At 61.4% G+C, this 20,603-nt stretch carries 11 protein-coding genes; 6 read left to right on the forward strand and 5 right to left on the reverse strand.

Annotation, left to right across the window (positions count from 1 at the left end; genetic code table 11):
• Positions 1-667: 667 nt before the first annotated feature.
• A complete protein-coding gene (gene glnE, locus J3361_RS04555) occupies positions 668-3,619 on the reverse strand; it encodes a bifunctional [glutamate--ammonia ligase]-adenylyl-L-tyrosine phosphorylase/[glutamate--ammonia-ligase] adenylyltransferase (RefSeq protein ID WP_207962852.1) in 2,952 nt (983 codons plus the stop codon).
• A 382-nt stretch (positions 3,620-4,001) separates the two neighbouring features.
• Between glnE and aceE the strand changes: the two genes are divergently transcribed.
• The 5 genes from aceE (at position 4,002) to msrA (ending at position 13,803) form a co-directional block, all read left to right on the forward strand.
• Positions 4,002-6,647 (forward strand): pyruvate dehydrogenase (acetyl-transferring), homodimeric type, encoded by a 2,646-nt coding sequence (gene aceE / locus J3361_RS04560; RefSeq protein ID WP_053117793.1) that lies wholly within the window; start codon positions 4,002-4,004, stop codon positions 6,645-6,647.
• A gap of 11 nt (positions 6,648-6,658) precedes the next feature.
• The gene (gene aceF, locus J3361_RS04565) at positions 6,659-8,296 is read left to right on the forward strand and encodes a dihydrolipoyllysine-residue acetyltransferase (RefSeq protein WP_207962857.1); all 1,638 of its coding nucleotides are present in this window, start codon (positions 6,659-6,661) and stop codon (positions 8,294-8,296) included.
• A gap of 485 nt (positions 8,297-8,781) precedes the next feature.
• The gene (locus tag J3361_RS04570; protein WP_207962858.1) at positions 8,782-10,173 is read left to right on the forward strand and encodes an alkaline phosphatase D family protein; all 1,392 of its coding nucleotides are present in this window, start codon (positions 8,782-8,784) and stop codon (positions 10,171-10,173) included.
• A 182-nt stretch (positions 10,174-10,355) separates the two neighbouring features.
• Entirely contained in the window at positions 10,356-13,040 is a 2,685-nt protein-coding gene (locus tag J3361_RS04575; protein WP_207962861.1) for a GGDEF and EAL domain-containing protein, read from the forward strand.
• Between the two features lie 115 nt (positions 13,041-13,155).
• Complete coding sequence (msrA, locus tag J3361_RS04580) at positions 13,156-13,803, forward strand: peptide-methionine (S)-S-oxide reductase MsrA (protein ID WP_207963173.1); 648 nt, start codon at positions 13,156-13,158, stop codon at positions 13,801-13,803.
• Between the two features lie 275 nt (positions 13,804-14,078).
• On the opposite strand, the gene rlmJ is transcribed toward msrA, so the two are convergent.
• From rlmJ to J3361_RS04595, 3 genes are all read right to left on the reverse strand, one after another.
• Positions 14,079-14,918, reverse strand: coding sequence for a 23S rRNA (adenine(2030)-N(6))-methyltransferase RlmJ (rlmJ, locus tag J3361_RS04585; protein ID WP_060739482.1), 840 nt, complete (start codon positions 14,916-14,918; stop codon positions 14,079-14,081).
• A gap of 81 nt (positions 14,919-14,999) precedes the next feature.
• A complete protein-coding gene (locus J3361_RS04590) occupies positions 15,000-15,731 on the reverse strand; it encodes a DUF4123 domain-containing protein (RefSeq protein WP_207962862.1) in 732 nt (243 codons plus the stop codon).
• A complete protein-coding gene (locus J3361_RS04595; protein WP_207962863.1) occupies positions 15,728-17,779 on the reverse strand; it encodes a type VI secretion system tip protein VgrG in 2,052 nt (683 codons plus the stop codon). Before J3361_RS04595 ends, J3361_RS04590 begins: the two co-directional genes overlap by 4 nt.
• A gap of 266 nt (positions 17,780-18,045) precedes the next feature.
• Here J3361_RS04595 and J3361_RS04600 point away from each other — a divergent pair, with 266 nt between their 5' ends.
• A complete protein-coding gene (locus tag J3361_RS04600; protein WP_207962864.1) occupies positions 18,046-18,543 on the forward strand; it encodes a DUF2165 domain-containing protein in 498 nt (165 codons plus the stop codon).
• A gap of 134 nt (positions 18,544-18,677) precedes the next feature.
• Here the strand turns inward: J3361_RS04600 and putP are convergent, their stop codons facing one another.
• The gene (gene putP, locus J3361_RS04605) at positions 18,678-20,162 is read right to left on the reverse strand and encodes a sodium/proline symporter PutP (RefSeq protein ID WP_207962865.1); all 1,485 of its coding nucleotides are present in this window, start codon (positions 20,160-20,162) and stop codon (positions 18,678-18,680) included.
• Positions 20,163-20,603: the final 441 nt, after the last annotated feature.

The raw sequence follows: 20,603 nt of genomic DNA on the forward strand, positions 1-20,603 counted from the left end.
AATCTACAACACACCGCCAATCAACTGTGGGAGCGAGCCTGCTCGCGATGAGGCCGGCACATCCAACATCAATGTCGCCTGACACTCCGCTATCGCGAGCAGGCTCGCTCCCACAAGGGTCCTGTATAGGTTTCAACACCGTGCAGCACCACCAATCCATTGTGGGAGCGGGCTTGCTCGCGAAGAGGCCAGCCCATCCAACATCAATGTCGCCTGACACTCCGCCTTCGCGAGCAAGCTCGCTCCCACAGGGGTTCTGCATAGGTTTCAACACCGTGCAGCACCACCAATCCATTGTGGGAGCGGGCTTGCTCGCGAAGAGGCCGGCACATCCAACATCTATGTCGCCTGACACTCCGCTATCGCGAGCAGGCTCGCTCCCACAGGGGTTCTGCATAGGTTTCGACACCGTGCAGCACCACCAATCCACTGTGGGAGCGGGCTTGCTCGCGAAGAGGCCAACCCATTCAACATCAATGTCGCCTGACACTCCGCCTTCGCGAGCAAGCTCGCTCCCACAGGGGTTCTGCATAGGTTTCGACACCGTGCAGCACCACCAATCCATTGTGGGAGCGGGCTTGCTCGCGAAGAGGCCGGTACATCCAACATCTATGTCGCCTGACACTCCGCTATCGCGAGCAGGCTCGCTCCCACATACATTCAATCTTCAGCTCAGGCCCAGCGCCCGCCAGATCCGCACTACCTGCTGGCGCTCATCCACGAACTGGTCACCTGCGATCACCCCGGCATCTTTCTGCAAGGCCTGGCGGTGGGCGGCGGAGCGGTAGGCTTTGTAGGCTTCGCGCAACAGCGTGGCGTCTTCGGCCGGCAACAACCCGAGCTCCTGCAACCCGTCCAGGATGCGGATGTTATCGGTGTAGCGCACCAGCGATGGATGCTCTTCGGACCACGCCAGAGCCGCGTATTGCACCATAAATTCAATATCGACGATACCTCCGGCATCCTGCTTGAGGTCGAAGGGTGCCGTGGCCTCGAAGGCATTCGGCGCGGTCCCGGCGGCGGTGGCCTTGCTGCCAAGGTTGTCACGCATCTTGGCGCGCATCTCGCTGACTTCCTGGCGCAGCGTCGGCAAGTCACGCTTACGCCCCAACACCTGCACACGGACCTTCTCGAACGCCTGCCCCACGTCCTGACTGCCCACCAGCACACGGGCTCGCACCAGCGCCTGATGCTCCCACGTCCAGGCTTCGTTCTCCTGATAACGGGCAAACGCCCCGAGGGAACTGACCAGCAACCCCGACGCCCCGGACGGCCGCAGGCGCATGTCCACTTCATATAGCTGCCCGGAGTTAGTCTGGGCCGTCAGCAGGTGAATGATCCGCTGCCCAAGCCGGGTGAAGAACTGCGCGCCGTCGATGGGTTTCGGGCCATCGGTTTCCGCCTGCGGGTCGCCATCGTGGATGAACACCAGGTCCAGGTCGGAACCATGCCCCAATTCCAAGCCGCCGACTTTCCCGTAACCGACAATAATGAAGCCCGGATCGCACAGGCTGCCGTCGGTGCGCAACGGCACGCCGTGCTTGGCCGCCGTCTGGCGCCAGGCCAGGGCCAGCACTTGTTCGAGAATCGCCTCGGCCAGCCAGGTCAGGTAATCGCTGACCTTCATCAACGGCAGGCTGCCGGCGATTTCCGACGCCGCCACCCGCAGACGGTGCGCCAGCTTGAAATGCCGCAACGCCTCCATTTGCTGCTCCAGGTCATCCTCGGGAATGCGCGTCAGGCGCTCACGCAACTCCGCAGCCAATTCCGGCGCCAGGGGCGGTTTGAACAGCCGGCCCTCGTTGAGCAGTTCATCGAGCAGCAGCGGGAAACGGGTGATTTGCTCGGCAATCCACGGGCTCGCCGCACATAACGTCAGCAAACGACGCAGAGCCCCGGGGTTTTCCGTCAACAACACCAGATAAGCCGAACGGCGAGCCACAGCTTCTACCAGGGGCAGCACCCGCTCCAACACCAGGTCCGGATCGGCATGCTCCACGGCCTGGGCCAACAGGCGTGGAATGAACGCATCCAGCCGCTCGCGCCCCAGGCGTTGCATGGCGCGCAACTGCGGGCTGCCGCGCAGGGCCGCGAGTGCCTTGAGGGCCTTAGGCGCATCGGCGAAGCCGCCTTCTTCCAATTGCCGGCACGCTGCCTCTTCATCCTGGCTGTCTTCCCACAACGGCAACCATTCGCCGCCGACCACCACTTCGCTTTCACCGCCCTCTTCTTCATCCGGGTCGGCGATGACCTGGCCGAAATGCCAGGCCACGCGCCCGCGCCAGTACATCAATCGCTCATGAAAGGCCGACCAGTCGGCGAAGCCCAGCATGAACGCAATGCGTGCCTGATCCTGCGGACTGTCCGGCAGCATCTGGGTCTGACGATCGGCAATGGCCTGGATCGCATGCTCGGTATAACGCAGGAATTCGTAGCCCTGGCGCAGCTCATCGATCACCTTGGCCGGCAGGTACCCCTGGCCTTCCAGGGTGCTCAACACTTTGAGCAGCGGGCGTTGCTGCAAACTCAGGTCGCGACCACCGTGGATCAGTTGGAACGCCTGGGCAATGAACTCCACCTCGCGAATGCCACCCGAGCCCAGCTTGATGTTGTCGGCCATGCCTTTGCGCCGCACTTCCTGCTGGATCAGCTGCTTCATGGTGCGCAGCGCTTCGATGGCGGAAAAATCCAGGTAACGGCGATAGACGAACGGACGCAGCATGTCGAGCAATTGCGCCCCGGCCACCTGGTCGCCGGCCACCACCCGGGCCTTGATCATGGCGTAGCGTTCCCAATCGCGGCCCTGGTCCTGGTAATACTGCTCCAGGGCATTGAAGCTCAGCACCAGCGCACCGGCCGAGCCGTAGGGGCGCAGACGCATGTCGACGCGGAACACGAAGCCGTCGACGGTCATCGGGTCTAGGGCCTTGATCAGGCGCTGGCCGACACGGATGAAAAATTCCTGGTTATCCAGCGGTCGCTTGACGCCGACGGTTTCGCCGCCCTCGGGGTAGGCGAAGATCAGGTCGATGTCCGACGACAGGTTCAGCTCCACCGCCCCCAGCTTGCCCATGCCGAGGATGACCATCTGCTGCGGCTCGCCGCTGCGCCGCCCGGTGGGGATGCCGAATTGCTGGCTGAGGCGCTGGTACAACCATTGGTAAGCCTGGTCGATGCAGGTGTCGGCCATGTCCGAGAGGTCGCGACAGGTCTGGACCAGATCGGCCTGGCGGGTCAGGTCGCGCCAGATGATCCGCACTTGTTGGCGGGTGCGTTGGCGGCGCAGGACGCGGCCCAGTTCGTCTTCAGTTTCGGCGGCCTGGACGGCGGCGGCGATCTGCGCGCACATTTCACCAGGCGCAAGGCTGCGGTCCAGTTCGCCGCTGCGCACCAGCTCCAGGAGCATCACCGGGTCACGGACACTCTGCTCGATGACAAAGTCGCTGGCAGCGGCAATACGCCTGAACGCCTCCCAGCGTTGCGGGGTCCAGGCGGACAGCCCGCGGTCGTCGTCGAGCAAGGCGACCGCCGCACGGAACGACTGCTCGGCACGGTTGACCAATGACTGGAGAATGGCCGGTACCGTTTCAGGCATTGGGGCAAGCGAGGGCAGGCTCATGGTCTATCCTTGATCGACGCGGGAAAGGCTGGATGTAGTGTTTTTTCAAAAGACACTACCTGATCGACTGTCGAACAAAGATGATAAATAGCTGAAAATCTGATTTTATTGGCAGCCGGCATCAAGTTTTTACCTGTTCGAGTTGGCTAAAGACCAACAGTAACGATTATTCTCACAACGAAACGAGGGGCCACGAGCCGCTCAGGTGTAGTTTTACTACTCGTCTATACATTCGAAAGGCTGAAACGGCCGACGATTTGTAGTAAAACTACACGCCGCCGAAACAACCTTCGGCAATCCAAGAATTTATATCGTCTGCCCACAAGGCCAGTCGCAAACTCAGGCAACCGATTCTGGTAGCCTTTCCGCCCTGGAGCAAGCCATGCAAGACCTCGATCCCGTCGAAACCCAGGAATGGCTGGACGCCCTGGAATCGGTTCTCGACAAAGAAGGCGAAGACCGTGCTCATTATCTGATGACCCGTATGGGCGAACTCGCAACCCGCAGCGGTTCGCAACTGCCCTACGCCATCACCACGCCGTACCGCAACACGATCCCCGTTACCCACGAAGCACGCATGCCTGGCGACCTGTTCATGGAACGCCGCATTCGCTCGCTGGTACGCTGGAACGCGTTGGCCATGGTCATGCGTACCAACCTGAAAGATTCTGACCTGGGCGGTCACATCTCCAGCTTCGCCTCCAGCGCGACGCTGTATGACATCGGCTTCAACTACTTCTTCCAGGCCCCGACCGACGAACACGGCGGCGACCTGATCTACTTCCAGGGTCACGCATCGCCAGGCGTCTACGCCCGTGCGTTCATGGAAGGCCGCATTACCGAAGACCAGATGAACAACTTCCGCCAGGAAGTGGACGGCAACGGCCTGTCCTCGTACCCGCACCCTTGGCTGATGCCGGACTTCTGGCAGTTCCCGACCGTTTCCATGGGCCTGGGCCCGATCCAGGCGATCTACCAGGCACGCTTCATGAAGTACCTGGAAGCCCGTGGCTTCATCCAGCCAGGCAAGCAGAAAGTCTGGTGCTTCATGGGCGACGGCGAGTGCGACGAGCCGGAATCCCTGGGCGCGATCTCCCTGGCCGGCCGCGAGAAGCTGGACAACCTGATCTTCGTCATCAACTGCAACCTGCAGCGCCTCGACGGCCCGGTTCGCGGCAACGCCAAGATCATCCAGGAACTCGAAGGCGTGTTCCGTGGTGCCCAGTGGAACGTCAATAAAGTCATCTGGGGCCGTTTCTGGGACCCGCTGCTGGCCAAGGACGTCGACGGTATCCTGCAACGTCGCATGGACGAAGTCATCGACGGCGAATACCAGAACTACAAGGCCAAGGACGGCGCGTTCGTCCGTGAGCACTTCTTCAACTCGCCTGAACTCAAGGCCATGGTCGCCGATCTGTCCGACGACGAGATCTGGAAGCTCAACCGTGGCGGCCACGACCCGTACAAGGTCTACGCGGCGTACCACCAGGCGGTCAACCACAAAGAACAGCCGACCGTCATCCTGGCCAAGACCATCAAGGGTTATGGCACCGGTGCCGGCGAAGCGAAGAACACCGCGCACAACACCAAGAAAGTCGATGTCGACAGCCTGAAGTTGTTCCGCGACCGCTTCGACATTCCGGTCAAGGACAGCGAGCTGGAAAACCTGCCGTTCTTCAAGCCCGAAGAAGGCAGCGCCGAAGCCCGTTACCTGGCCGAGCGCCGTGCCGCACTGGGCGGTTTCGTGCCCCAGCGTCGCGCCAAGAGCTTCAGCATCCCGACTCCGCCACTGGAAACCCTCAAGGCAATCCTGGACGGCTCGGGCGACCGTGAAATCTCCACCACCATGGCCTTCGTGCGGATCCTCGCGCAACTGGTCAAGGACAAGGAAATCGGCCAGCGCATCGTCCCGATCATCCCGGACGAAGCCCGTACCTTCGGTATGGAAGGCATGTTCCGCCAGTTGGGCATCTACTCGTCCGTTGGCCAGCTCTACGAGCCAGTCGATAAAGACCAGGTGATGTTCTACCGCGAAGACAAGAAGGGCCAGATCCTCGAGGAAGGCATCAACGAAGCGGGCGCCATGAGCTCCTTCATTGCCGCCGGTACTTCGTACTCCAGCCACAACCAGCCGATGTTGCCGTTCTACATCTTCTACTCGATGTTCGGCTTCCAGCGTATCGGTGACCTGGCCTGGGCCGCTGGCGACAGCCGTACCCGTGGCTTCCTGATCGGCGGTACCGCCGGCCGCACCACGCTGAACGGTGAAGGCCTGCAGCACGAAGACGGCCACAGCCACATGCTGGCCGGGACCATCCCGAACTGCCGCACCTATGATCCGACCTACGGCTACGAGCTGGCGGTGATCATCCAGGACGGCATGAAGAAGATGACCGAAGAGCAACAGGACGTCTTCTACTACATCACCGTGATGAACGAGTCCTACCAGCAGCCAGCCATGCCGGCCGGTGTCGAGGCAGGCATCGTCAAGGGCATGTACCTGCTCGAGGAAGACACCCGCGAAGCGGCGCACCACGTCCAGCTGATGGGCTCGGGCACCATCCTGCGCGAAGTGCGTGAAGCGGCGAAGATCCTGCGTGAAGAGTTCAACGTCGGCGCCGACGTCTGGAGCGTCACCAGCTTCAACGAACTGCGTCGCGATGGCCTGGCCGTAGAGCGCAGCAACCGCCTGCACCCTGGCCAGAAGCCAAAGCTGAGCTACGTCGAAGAGTGCCTGAACGGCCGCAAAGGTCCGGTCATCGCCTCTACCGACTACATGAAGCTGTTCGCCGAGCAGATTCGCCAGTGGGTTCCATCCAAGGAATTCAAAGTGCTGGGCACCGACGGTTTCGGCCGTAGCGACAGCCGCAAGAAGCTGCGTCACTTCTTCGAAGTCGACCGTAAGTTCGTTGTGTTGGCAGCCCTGGAAGCCCTGGCTGACCGTGGCGATATCGAACCTAAAGTGGTGGCCGAAGCCATCGCCAAGTTCGGCATCGATCCGGAAAAACGCAACCCACTGGACTGCTGAGGAGAATTTTCGTGAGCGAACTCATTCGCGTACCTGACATCGGCAGCGGTGAAGGTGAAGTAATTGAACTGTTTGTGAAGGTCGGCGACCGTATCGAAGCCGACCAGAGCATCCTGACGCTTGAATCGGACAAGGCCAGCATGGAAGTGCCTGCGCCGAAGGCCGGTGTCATCAAGAGCCTGAAAGTGAAGCTGGGCGACCGCCTGAAGGAAGGCGACGAACTGCTGGAGCTGGAAGTCGAGGGCGCCGCTGCGGCGCCTGAAGCGGCTGCCCCTGCGGCTGCCCCGGCAGCGGCTGAAAAGCCTGCCGCCGCACCGGCTGCCGAAGCGGCTCCCGCGCCCGCTGCTGCGCCTGCCGCTGCCAGCGTCCAGGACATTCATGTCCCGGACATCGGTTCGTCGGGCAAGGCCAAGATCATCGAAGTGTTGGTCAAGGCTGGCGACACCGTCGAAGCCGACCAGTCGCTGATCACCCTGGAATCCGACAAGGCCAGCATGGAAATCCCATCGCCGGCCGCCGGTGTGGTGGAAAGCGTCGAGGTCAAGCTGGATGACGAAGTCGGCACCGGTGACCTGATCCTGAAGCTGAAAGTAGCCGGCGCCTCGGCACCTGCCGCGCCTGCCCCGGCCGCTGCGCCAGCCGCCAAGGCTGAAGCCGCTCCAGCACCCGCCGCCGCGCCTGCGGCCAAAGCCGAGGCTGCTCCAGCCCCGGTCGCCGCGCCTGCGCCTAGCGGTGCCAAGGTGCACGCTGGCCCTGCGGTGCGTCAGCTGGCCCGTGAATTCGGTGTCGAGCTGTCCGCCGTGGGCCCGAGCGGCCCTCACGGTCGCGTGCTCAAGGAAGACGTGCAAGCCTACGTCAAGGCCATGATGCAAAAGGCCAAGAACGCACCGGCTGAAGGCGCCACCGGCGGCGCGGGCATCCCGCCGATCCCGGCGGTGGATTTCAGCCGCTTCGGCGAAACCGAAGAAGTGGCCATGACTCGCCTGATGCAGATCGGCGCGTCGAGCCTGCACCGCAGCTGGCTGAACATTCCCCACGTGACTCAGTTCGACCAGGCCGATATCACCGAGCTGGAAGCTTTCCGCGTCGCGCAGAAAGCCGTGGCGGAGAAGGCCGGCGTGAAGCTGACCGTGCTGCCACTGCTGCTCAAGGCCTGTGCACACCTGCTCAAGGAACTGCCGGACTTCAACGCCTCCCTGGCCCCAAGCGGCAAGGCTGTGATCCGCAAGAAATACGTGCACATCGGCTTTGCCGTCGACACCCCGGAAGGCCTGCTGGTACCGGTCATCCGCAACGTCGACCAGAAGAGCCTGCTGCAACTGGCTGGCGAAGCCGCTGCCCTGGCCGAAAAAGCCCGGAACAAGAAGCTCACCGCCGACGACATGCAGGGCGCCTGCTTCACCATCTCCAGCCTGGGCCACATTGGCGGCACCGGCTTCACGCCGATCGTCAACGCGCCGGAAGTGGCGATCCTGGGTGTTTCCAAGGCCACCATCCAGCCGGTCTGGGACGGTAAAGCCTTCCAGCCGAAGCTGATGCTGCCACTGTCGCTGTCCTACGATCACCGTGTGATCAACGGCGCCGCCGCTGCACGCTTCACCAAGCGCTTGAGCGACTTGCTGGGCGACATCCGCACCATCCTGCTGTAACACCGGGCGGCCCTCCCTTGGGAGGGCCATTCGGCTCACCGTTTTCCGAGCGCCACGCTCGTACCTCAACCCCGTCCGTTTGGCGGGGCTTTTTTTGCCTGGAATTCAGACCTGTGGGAGCGGGCTTGGTGGGAGCAAGGCTTGCCCGCGATGAAAACACCGCGGTCTCTTGAGTGCTGCTGTGCCTGGATCGCGAGCAAGCTTTGCTCCCACCAGGCTCGCTCCCACAATGGATTTGTGGCGCTGCATCTTAACTTGAAACCAACCACCCCCCCCCTGTGGGAGCGAGCCTGCTCGCGATGGCGGCAGGTCAGGCGACGCGGTAATTTCCTACCGCTCAGGTTTTAAATGACTACCTCCCCTGTAGTCATTACCCACAACCCGCGCCCCCTTCCCTATCAATATTTATCACCCGCCGAGCTTTAGCATCGAACCGCCAAGGCACCTTGATGCGTGCCCCATCAAAACTTCGAATGGATTCGAATATGTTCAAACCTACTGTCGGCCCGATTGTCGGGCACACGACCACGGACCATGCCCGGATATTCCTGCGGGGCGATCACGGCAACAATCGGGTATTCGCCGGTATCCGCCATCGGCGCCGAGGCGATACAGGCTGGTCGAAAGGGCACTTTGTCCTACTGAAGGCCTACCGAGACATGTCCGATGTCATCGTGCTGAAAGGTCTCCAACCCGACACCACCTACGAATACCAGGCCGGCTGGTTCAGCCCCCTGAGCCCGACCCATACCGTGGAAACCATTCAGGAACTGCCCCTGCAATGGCCCAGGAACACCTATCGCTTGCGCACGCCGACCGATAAAACCGATGCGCCGCGGGCTTACATCGTGGGCTCATGTCGCTACTTGCGGATCGCCGCCAGCACCCCGCTGCTCCCCAGCCTTGGGGATCGCACCTTTGCCGGCATCAATCGCCTCGTCGAACAGGCCGACCCGCCGATCAGCGCGGTCTTGATGACCGGAGACCAGGTTTATCTCGATGACTTGAATGTCATCGGCCCGGACCGAAGCTATAAGCACATTCTCTTCAGATATCGAACGGTATTTTCCCAACCGCATATCAGAAAATTGCTGTCTGGCACCCCGACCTACATGATCCTCGACGACCATGAAATCGAAGACAACTGGCCCGCCAGGAGAACCGGCCAGGACGACGTCCTGTATGCCAATGCCATGAGCGCTTATCGGCTTTACCAGGCCAGCCACGGGCCCGGCCATGAACTGTCGAGCGACGGAACATTGAACAAGACGCTGACCCGCTACTGGTACACCTTTGCCCATGGAGATATCCATTGGTTCGTCACCGACAGCCGGACGCAACGCAACCTGTCGGCGGACGACCGGCGCATCCTCGACGAGAAACAGGAACAGGCCCTGCTCGAATGGCTCGTCAACAGCCCCGCCCGGGTCAAGCTCATCGTCACCAGCGTGATGTTTTTCCCTGACCGCAAGCGCAATGACGGCGATGCCTGGCAGGCGTTTGCGGCACAACGGCTGCGACTGCTGGACAGCATCCGTCGCCAGCGGATCAAAAACGTAGTGTTCATTTCGGGTGACGTCCACGGCTCCATGACCAGCCGGCTGCATCACAGCGAGGATCCTGATTTCGAGGTCAACACCGTCGTTTCCTCGCCGTTCTACAACAGCAAACTGCTGCCTTTTGCAAAAGCCGCGGATTTTATTTTTCACAGGCCCATGGCCCGCACGGACAATGGTGAGTACCGCTATGAACTGACCAGCGAAGTGGTGAGCCAGGACAACTTCGCCCGCCTGCAGGTCACGGCGCAGAGCCTCCAAGTCACCTTCCACGACCGTGACGGCAGGCCCTTGCAGACGGTCGATATCCCGCTGCGATGAACTTCCATGCCCTCTGATCGGCCGGCGACTGGAGAAATCCCGTTGTCGGCCGATATAAGGTTTATAGCACTTGGCCTTCATGTCTCTTGTCAGCCAGTGCCGCAATGATGCAACCTTGCGCCAATCCGTAATAACGAGGGCGTCAGCCCGGCGCGATCAGCATTTTCGAAGCGAGTTTCCCCATGAAAAGCCAACCCGATGCCGCCAGCCGTATGGCGGCCGAGGTAGTGACGCAGTTACCGGTGCCCGCGCGGCTCGGTATGCTGCGTTTCGAACGGCTGAATGAAGCTAGCTGGGCGCTGTTGTTCCTCGACCCCAACTGCGAGCGACACTTCGGCCTGCCGGCGGTAGAGCTGTGCTCGCTGGTCAGTTCGCCCTACGCCAGCCTGATGGAACCCGAAGCGCGCTATCAACTGCACGACGCCATCCAGCAACAACTGGCCCAGGCCGCCCACTACCAGATTCGCTACACGCTCCATACCGCCAAAGGGCCGATGAATGTGCTGGAGACGGGCGAAGCCTATAAACAGCACAATCGCCACCTGCTGCGCGGCTACCTGCTCGTGGTGGACAATTTGCTGCAAAGCGAACCCTCCATGCCGGACCTGGACCTGGAAACCCAGAACTCGCGCCTACAGATTGCCCTGGAACTGAACCAGCGCGCCCAGCAAGAGCAGCTCCAGCATCTGGACCGCGTACGTGCCCAACAGGACCTGATCCTGCTGCTGACCCGCCAACGCTACAGCGCCAATAATTCCCTGCTCGAAGCGGCCGAACTCATCACCCGCAGCGCCTGCGACATCTATCAGATCGACTGCGCCAGCATCTGGAACCTGGACGATGGCAAGCTGGTGCCGATTTCCGCCTATAACCGCGCATCCCAGGCATATTTCCTGCCCGCGGTGATCGACGCCAACGAGTTTCCCGACTACATGGAGGCGCTGCAGACCTGTCGCGCCATCGACGCCCACAATGCGATGCGTGACCCGCGCACCCGGGAAATGGCCGGGAACCTGCGCGCCCGTGACGTCAATGCCATTCTCGACGCCAGCGTGCGTATCGACGGCCAAGTGGTGGGCGTGCTGTGCCTGGAGCAAGTCGGCGCCACCCGCGCCTGGCAGTCGGATGAGATCGCCTTTGCCGGCGAGTTGGCGGACCAGTTCGCCCAAGTCATCAACAACCACAACCGACGCACCGCCACCAGCGCCCTGCACCTTTTCCAGCGCGCGGTGGAGCAGAGCGCCAACGCGTTCCTGCTGGTCAATTGCGACGGCGTGGTGGAGTACGTCAACCCAAGCTTCACCGCGATCACCCAGTACACCACCGAGGAAGTCCACGGCCAGCGCCTCTCGGAACTGCCAGCCTTGGAAAACCTCAGCGAACTGCTGTTCGATGCGCCCTCGGCGCTGGCCCAGAGCAACAGTTGGCAGGGCGAGTTCAAGAGCCGGCGCAAGAACCTGGAGCCCTACTGGGGCCAGTTGTCGATATCCAAGGTGTACGGCGACAACCGCGAGTTGACCCACTACATCGGCATCTACGAAGACATCACCCAGACCAAGCTGGCCCAGCAGCGCATCGAGCGCCTGGCCTACACCGACAACCTGACCAACCTGGGCAACCGCCCGGCGTTCATCCGCAACCTCGATGAACGCTTCGCCCGGGACAGCGACTCGCCCATCAGCCTGCTGCTGGTGGACATCGACAATTTCAAGCGCATCAACGACAGCCTCGGCCACCAGACCGGCGACAAACTGTTGATCAGCCTGGCTCGGCGCCTGCGCAACAGCCTGAGTCCCAGTGGCAGCCTCGCGCGCTTCGCCAGTAACGAATTCGCCGTGCTGCTGGACGACACCGACCTGGAGGCCGGGCAGCAGATCGCCAGCCAGTTGCTGATGACCCTCGATAAACCGATGTTCGTCGACAACCAGTTGATCAGCGTGACCGGCTCCGTGGGTCTGGCCTGTGCGCCGCTGCACGGCCGCGACCCGCAGACGCTGATGCGCAACGCCGGCCTGGCCCTGCACAAGGCCAAGGCCAACGGCAAACACCAGGTCCAAGTGTTCACCGAGGCGCTGAATGCCGAGGCCAGCTACAAGCTGTTCGTGGAAAACAACCTGCGCCGCGCCTTGACCCAGAACGAACTGGACGTGTTCTACCAACCCAAGCTGTGCCTGCGCAGCGGTCGCCTGCTGGGCATGGAAGCGCTGCTGCGCTGGAACCATCCGGAAAAGGGCATGATCCGCCCGGACCAGTTCATCAGCGTGGCTGAAGAAACCGGCCTGATCATCCCCATTGGCAAATGGATCGCCCGCCAGGCCTGCCGCATGAGCAAACAGCTGACCGCCGCCGGCCTGGGTAACCTGCAAGTGGCGATCAACTTATCACCCAAGCAGTTCTCCGACCCGGACCTGGTCGCCTCCATCGCCAGCATCCTCAAGGAGGAGCAACTGCCGGCGCGGCTGCTGGAACTGGAGCTCACCGAAGGCCTGCTGCTGGAAGCCACCGAAGACACCCACTTGCAGCTCGACCAGCTCAAGCGCCTGGGCCTGACCCTGGCCATGGACGACTTCGGCACCGGTTATTCGTCCCTCAGCTACCTGAAGAAATTCCCGATCGACATCATCAAGATCGATCGCAGCTTCATTCATGAGATCCCGGACAACCAGGACGACATGGAAATCACCTCGGCGGTGATCGCCATGGCCCACAACCTGAAGCTCAAGGTGGTGGCCGAAGGCATCGAAACCTCCCAGCAACTGGCATTCCTGCGGCGCCACCGTTGTGACGTCGGCCAAGGCTACCTGTTCGACCGGCCAATCCCCGGCGCAGAGCTGATCGAAAAGCTCAAGCGATATCCTTGCCGCTAGCGGCAAGCGGCAAGCTTCAAGCTTCAAGCTTCAAGCTTCAAGCTTCAAGCTTCAAGCAAACGGTGGCACACTCTCACCACTTGCAGCTTGCAGCTTGCAGCTTGCCGCTGCCCCAATCCTCTTGCGCTCGGAAATCCTGGTGAATAAAAACGTGCTTCCTACTCAAGAACAAGCCCTGCCTGGCCGTGAAACCCCGATGACCGTGCCGGAAAAACACTTCGTCCACGACGCGCCCCTGCTGGGCCCGTTTGCCATGGACGTGGACTTCGCCATCTTCGGCCTCGGTTGCTTCTGGGGCGCAGAGCGCAAGTTCTGGCAGCGCGAAGGCGTGGTCAGTACCGCGGTGGGTTATGCCGGCGGCTTCACGCCGAACCCGACGTATGAAGAGGTCTGCTCGGGCCTTACCGGCCACAGTGAAGTAGTCCTGGTGGTCTACGAGCCGGCGAAAGTCAGCTACGAAGAGCTGCTGAAGATGTTTTGGGAACTGCACAACCCGACCCAGGGCATGCGCCAGGGGAACGACATCGGCACCCAGTACCGTTCGGTGATCTATGCCACCAACCCGGACCAACTGGCGGCGGCCAGACACAGCGAGCAAGTCTTCCAGGCTGAGCTGACCAAGGCCGGCAAAGGCACCATCACCACCGAAATCGAAGAAGCGCCGACGTTCTATTTCGCCGAAGCCTATCACCAGCAATACCTGGCGAAGAACCCAGAAGGCTATTGCGGGATCGGCGGCACCGGCGTGACCTGCCCGATCTGACTACAAGCTTCGCGAGCAGGCTCGCTCCCACAGGTCCAGCGGCATATCCAAATGTTGCATGCACACCAGGGCCAATGTGGGAGCTGAGCCTGTGGGAGCAAGGCTTGCCCGCGATGCAAACACCTCGGTGTAGCTGGTAGACCCAGGCGATGCCATCGCGAGCAAGCTCGGCTCCCACAGGGGCCCCGGGGCGGGCACGATAAGGGGGTACACCCCAAAAGCCATGTGGGAGCGGGCTTGCTCGCGAAGGCGCCCTTCCAGACGCCATCAAACCATCAGCTCTCAGCGATCAACCAATCCATCTGCCACCCACCTTGGGTCTGCCCGAGCTTTTTCGACAGCCACGGCAGCAGCTCACGCAACTCTTCTTCCAGCCCCCACGGCGGATTGGCAATCGCCAGGCCGGAGCCGTTCAGGCTGTTGGGGGTTGCCAGCGGGTGCACCAGCAGCTCCACCCGCAGCAGTTTCGGCGCGCCCGTGCCGGCCAGGTCCTGGTAGAAGCGACGCAGCATCCGCTGATCCTTCACCGGATACCAGATCGCCGCTACCGTCTGGCGCATCCGGCCAATCGCCTCCTTGAGCGAGGCGGCGCAGCGCTGCATTTCGTCGAGCTGCTCGAAGGGTGGATCGATCAGCATCAGCGCACGCTTTTCCGCCACCGGCAGCAACGCCCGCGGCACATGCCAGCCTTCACCCAGGTGCACCGCCACGCGACGGTCGCCTTTCATGTTGTCCTTGAGCAACACGCCGTCTTCCGGGTGTTTCTCGTTGAGCAGCACACGATCCTGAGGCCGGGTCAGGCGCCGGGCCAGTTCCGGCGAGCCCGGGTAGTAGCGCAGTTGCCCGTCCGGGTTCATCTCGTGCAGCACCTTCATGTAATCGGCGGTCAGCGGCGGCAGGTCGCCCTCGCCCCACAACCGCGCGATGCCTTCCAGGTACTCACCGGTACGGTTGGCCTGGTCGCCCTGCAAGTCATACAGCCCGATGCCCGCATGGGTATCGAGGTAGGCGAAGGGCTGTTCCTTGCGCGACATCAGCGCGATGAGGCGGGTCAAGGTCAGGTGTTTGAACACGTCGGCGTGATTGCCGGCGTGGAAGGCGTGGCGATAATTCATGGCGGCTCCTGCGAAGGGCGATGAGTTTACCTTGAAGCACGCCGAACGTCAGGGGTTGGCAGCCCGGCGGACGCGCCACGATCAACCCAGCTCCCGCAGCAAGTACGCCTGCAAGGCCGCCTTTGGTGCGGCAAGCGGCTTCGATCGTTCAAGAAAGTGGGCAATCTTGCACCGCAGGATGCGCTGGTCGACCCGCTCACACAGAGACGGATGCGCTTCGCCCAGCCATGTGAGCAAGTTGTCCACCAGACACTCCGTCGGCGCCTCGGCCATGGCTTCCAGCAGCGCCACCGGTACTTCCCACCAAGGAAAAATCCGGGCCGGCCGCTGGGCATCTCCCACGAACTCATGGGATCGACCGTTGATCAGGCAACGATTGATCACCGGCAAGAGCTGCCCGGCGTCCACCGCCGTCGATTCCAGGATCGGCCCCATGAAACGCCCATCCCAAAAACGCAGGAAAACCGCCTTGCCACCTGGCAGCAACACCTGGGTGAGCCCACGCAAATGCTCGGCAAGGTCTTCCTGGTCGGCACGCGACACCGCCAGCCACCCCCAATCGAGTGAGTCGGTGGCCGCTATCCAATCAAGGAATTCACTGTCTGCACGAACAAGCCCCACATAAGGCATGACCGCTTCCCACCCGGCATACGGCGTGTCGGCCCAGATCGGCGTGGGGGTCGCGTCAATCGAGCGTCGCCAGGCCGATAACGCCCCGGCGCTGCTGGCGTTGCTGAATAGGGCAAAAAGCTGCTCGGACGCCTGCAACGGATGGCGCTCAAGCCAGGCGCGGGGTGTTTGACCGCTGTTCATGGGCGCTCCTGGACGCGGCCAGATCGATGGAAGGCAGAGGCGCAGAAGCCGCTCTTGCATCGTTCACACTCCTCACAGAACGGTGCCGAGCCTTGGAAGCTGAGGATTTGCGCTTGGGAAAGCCGAGGGGCCACCGCTGGGACTTGCTTCCCCGCGCTGCCCAGCGAATCTGTTGCCGCGCCCATCACCGCCATTGGCGCCCCACCGACCTCAATTGGCACACTGCTGAAAATCCCACCGGCACCGATGTTGAGCCAATGGCCGCCAGCCTGGAGGGTCACACTGGCGCCACCTTCCAAGACCACTTGCTGGCCGGCACTGACGTGAAACTGCTGGCCCGCGTTCAAGACCTGGCTGGTCACACGAATATGCCGCTCGCCACTGACCAGCAAATGATCATCCTGGCGGACTTCAGCCTGGCGCCGACCGTGGGTAACGCGCTGCTCATCGGCCTTGAGCTCGTGCCGCGCCGTGCCGGTGACAACGATGCTCCGCTCGTGATCGACCTGCACCCGCTGGTCGTGCAGCACATGCTGGGTCCAGTTTCGCTGGGCCCGCAGGTAGATCTCCTCGGCCCCCTTGCGGTCCTCGATGCGCAGTTCGTTATAGCCTTCCCCGCCAGGGCTGCTCTGGCTGCGCCAGATGCTGCGGGTCTTGTCCGCCGGCAGGTCCAGCGGCACCGGGTTGGCGCCATTAGGCAGGCACCCGACCACCAATGGCTTGTCCACATCGCCATCGATGAACCCCACCAGCACTTCCATGCCGACCCGTGGAATCATCACTGCGCCATAGTGATCATGGGCCCATCCCGTGGCCACGCGCAGCCAGCAACTGGAATGTTCATCGCGCTGGCCGTGACGATCCCAGACCAGTTGCACCTTGACCCGTCCGAATTCATCGCAATGGATCTCGCTGCCCTCCGGCCCGGTCACCACCGCTGATTGATAGCCGTGGGCATGGGGCTTTTCGTGCTGCAAGGGCGGCCGAAAGAACACGTCCCATGGCGTGGCGAGAAAGGTATTCCTATAACCCTGGAATTCATCCGCACTGGAGGAGGCTGTTTCTTCCAGCACCTGAGGTTGACGGCCATGATGGTCGATATGGGTCAGGAGCCACAGATCGTTCCACTGTTCCCGCGGATGGTCCTTGATGCGCATGAAATGACCACTGACGAAGGCGTTGTCATCGCTGTCGCCCTGTGCCACGCGATGATCGGCGCCGTGACGCTCAAGGGCGCGGCGGGTCAGATGCTTGCCATCGTCACGGTCGCAGAACCCACCGGGGTAGCGATAGTCCTCGAGAACAGGACGTTGCCGCTTGTCGAGATCGGCTTGCAACGCCACGCCGGGCTTGCGGAAGTCGTAGTCGCGCAGCGTCACGGCCGTGGTATGGGTCTGAAGTCGCACCGCCAAGCGCTTGATGGCCGGCGCGTCGGCAGCCATGCCGCTGTCGGACAGGTACAGGGTCGATTCGGGTAGGCGCGCAAACCCGGTCTGGTCGTCACCGAACACCAGCAGGTGACCGTCAGGGCGGTGGCGAAAATGGTAGTGGATACCGACCTCAGCGCAGATCCGCTCAATGAACGTCAGGTCGCTTTCACCGTACTGCACACAGTATTCACGCTCGGGGTATCGCCCTGCGAGGATGAATTCGTAGGCATCCGCCAGGATCCCGTGATCCTTCAAGACTTGGGCAACGATAGCGGGCACGCTCAGGTGCTGGAAGATCCGCTGGTTGATGCGATGGCGCAAGTAGGCCAGGCGCGGCACCAGGCTGACCTGGTAGCGAGTCAGGCGCTTGCCCGAGTCGCCTTGGGCGACGCTATAGACCTGACCGTGTTTGCCACCTTCCCGGCCATCGAACCCCAGGAAAGCCTGGCGATGCAGAAATTCTTCAAGAACCAGGTCGGCGCGCTCGCTGACCAGTTCCACGTCAAAGCGATAGGGCTGGCTGATGGATTCCTTGCCCTTGAACTCAAGCACCTTGAGTTCGTTCGGCCCGCTGTCGAGCGTCAGCGTGAATCGCGGTAGGTTGGCAGGCGGGAACATCCGATGTGCCTCTGCTGATTGGAGGCGGATGATTCTGCACGAGCATCAGGGACGTGTATTAGAGGCGCAAAAAAACAGATTTGCCCTACATCCAAGAAGCTAAAAGCTGCAAAGCGTGATGCATTTTCCGATAGACACTCGAAGCATCGCGACCAACCGCAACCGTCCTACAAACGAATCGGCGGTTTCTTGCAGCGTGCTTGATCTCTGGCCAACAGTGGACGTGATAACGTGCCTCGGTCGCAAAAAAGCAAAGGACGCATGGCATGACGACCCGCTACGCAAAAATCGCAATGACCCTGGCGCTCGCTGCATTCGCCTTCCTGACCGTGTTCAATAACGTCACGGACTACCGCTCCAACTTCAACTTCGTCCAGCATGTACTGAGCATGGACACCAACTTTCCCGACAATGCCGCCCGCTATCGCGCCATCAATCAAGCCTGGATGTGGCACGCTGCCTATTGGCTGATCATCTTCGGCGAAGCGCTGACGGCGGGGCTTTTGGGCTACGGAGCAGTGAAACTGTGGCAGGCACGTCGGGCCGAGGCCTTGGTGTTCGCCCGCGCCAAGGGATGGACCATTGCCGGCCTGACGGTGGGTTTCTTCGTCTGGTTCTTTGGTTTCATGGTGGTCGGCGGCGAATGGTTCCTGATGTGGCAATCAGAAATCTGGAACGGCCAGGACGCTGCGTTCAGGTTCTACATGGCGATCCTGGGCGTGTTGATCTTTCTCAACCAGCCTGATGCCGAGATGAAGGGATAATGATCCGTGGCGAGGGAGCTTGCTCCCGCTGGGCTGCGTAGCAGCCCCTTTCTTGTGAGCGCTTCGCACTCAAGCGGGAGCAAGCTCCCTCGCCACATTGGATCATCAGCGGGCTCGAGGCCGCGCTGGGGGCATTACTGGTTCAGGCGAAAATCTTTCTCAGCCGCTTCGAAGCGCTGCACCATACCGGCGGTAGGCGAGCCCATCTTGCTGACGAAGTAGATAGCCAGGCTGGCGAAAATGAAGCCCGGGATGATTTCGTACAGACCCAGCAGCTCGAAGTGCTTCCAGACGATCACGGTAATCGCACCCACCAGGATACCGGCCAGCGCACCGTTGCGGGTCATGTCTTTCCAGATCACCGAGATCAACACAACCGGGCCGAAGGCGGCACCGAAACCGGCCCAGGCGTAGCTCACCAGACCCAGTACGCGGTTTTCCGGGTTGGCGGCCAAGGCAATGGCGACCAAGGCCACCAGCAGCACCATGGTGCGACCGACCCAGACCAGTTCCAGCTGCGAAGCGCTCTTGCGCAGGAAGGTCTTGTAGAAGTCTTCGGTCAGGGAGCTGGAGCACACCAGCAACTGGCAGCTCAGGGTACTCATCACCGCCGCCAGGATGGCCGACAGCAACACACCAGCCACCCACGGGTTGAACAGGATCTTCGCCAGCTCGATGAACACGCGCTCAGGGTTCTCGGTCACGGGACCGGCCACTTCAGGGTGCGCCGAGAAGTAAGCGATACCGAAGAAGCCCACGGCCACGGTGCCGCCCAGGCAGAGGATCATCCAGGCCATGGAGATACGACGCGCCTTGGCGATCGACTTGACCGAATCCGCGGCCATGAAGCGCGCCAGGATGTGCGGTTGGCCGAAGTAGCCCAGGCCCCAGCCCATCAGCGAGATGATGCCGATGAAGGTGGTGTTCTTCAGCATGTCGAAGGACGTAGGATCTTTCGCTTCGATCGCCAGGAACGTGGTGTCCACGCCGCCGGTGGCCAGCAGCACGATGATCGGCGTGAGGATCAGCGCGAAGATCATCAGGGTGGCTTGTACGGTGTCGGTCCAGCTCACCGCCAGGAAACCACCAATGAAGGTGTAGGCGATGGTCGCCGCGGCACCGGCCCACAGCGCGGTCTCGTAGGACATGCCGAAGGTGCTTTCAAACAGACGGGCGCCGGCCACAATGCCGGAAGCGCAGTAGATGGTGAAGAACACCAGGATCACCACCGCGGAGATGATCCGCAGCAGGCCGCTCTTGTCTTCGAAACGGCTGGAGAAGTAATCCGGCAGCGTCAGGGCGTCACCGTTGTGCTCGGTCTGCACGCGCAGGCGACCGGCCACGAACAGCCAGTTCAGGTAGGCACCGATGACCAGGCCGATGGCGATCCAGCTTTCCGACAGGCCAGACATATAAATGGCACCCGGCAAACCCATCAACAACCAGCCGCTCATGTCGGAAGCACCGGCGGACAGTGCCGTGACCACGCTGCCCAGGCTGCGACCGCCCAGGATGTAATCGGAAAGGTTATTGGTGGAGCGATAAGCCATCAGACCGATCAGGACCATGGCTGCGATGTAGATCACGAAAGTGATCAAGGTTGGATTACTAACACTCATGAGTTACGCCCTGGCTTTGTTTTTATGGTGCGGTGGCAGTTGAAAGCGTCGACAACGATGAAGTTGTAGCAACGATTTGCAGATCCGCGATTTTATGACTGATGTTTCCCCAGGAAAGCCATCAGCCGATGCCCCTCGGCTTGGAGCCGGTTGCACCTTGGCCGCGAATGCTATTCAACAAATCAAATAAGGTGCAACCAGTTTCGCTCGAATAAGTTGCACCTGATCGGTTTTATCGCAAAATTGGCTTTTTTTGCTCCCTTTTAGTGCAGTCCTTGCCCCTTCCCTAGAAGCCAAAGCACTAAGACAGTGCGGGAATGACGGAGCCGCGTTTACTTCCAGATGAGCTGCCTGTCATTTCGAGAAAAAAAGGGTTGCACCCGGTTGCACCTCAATCAGCGCGCAGCTAATCTTGCCGCCAGCTGATGCCACGCCATACGT

This window comes from Pseudomonas sp. OA65, assembly GCF_017498305.1.
GTDB classification, from domain to species: domain Bacteria; phylum Pseudomonadota; class Gammaproteobacteria; order Pseudomonadales; family Pseudomonadaceae; genus Aquipseudomonas; species Aquipseudomonas zanjanensis.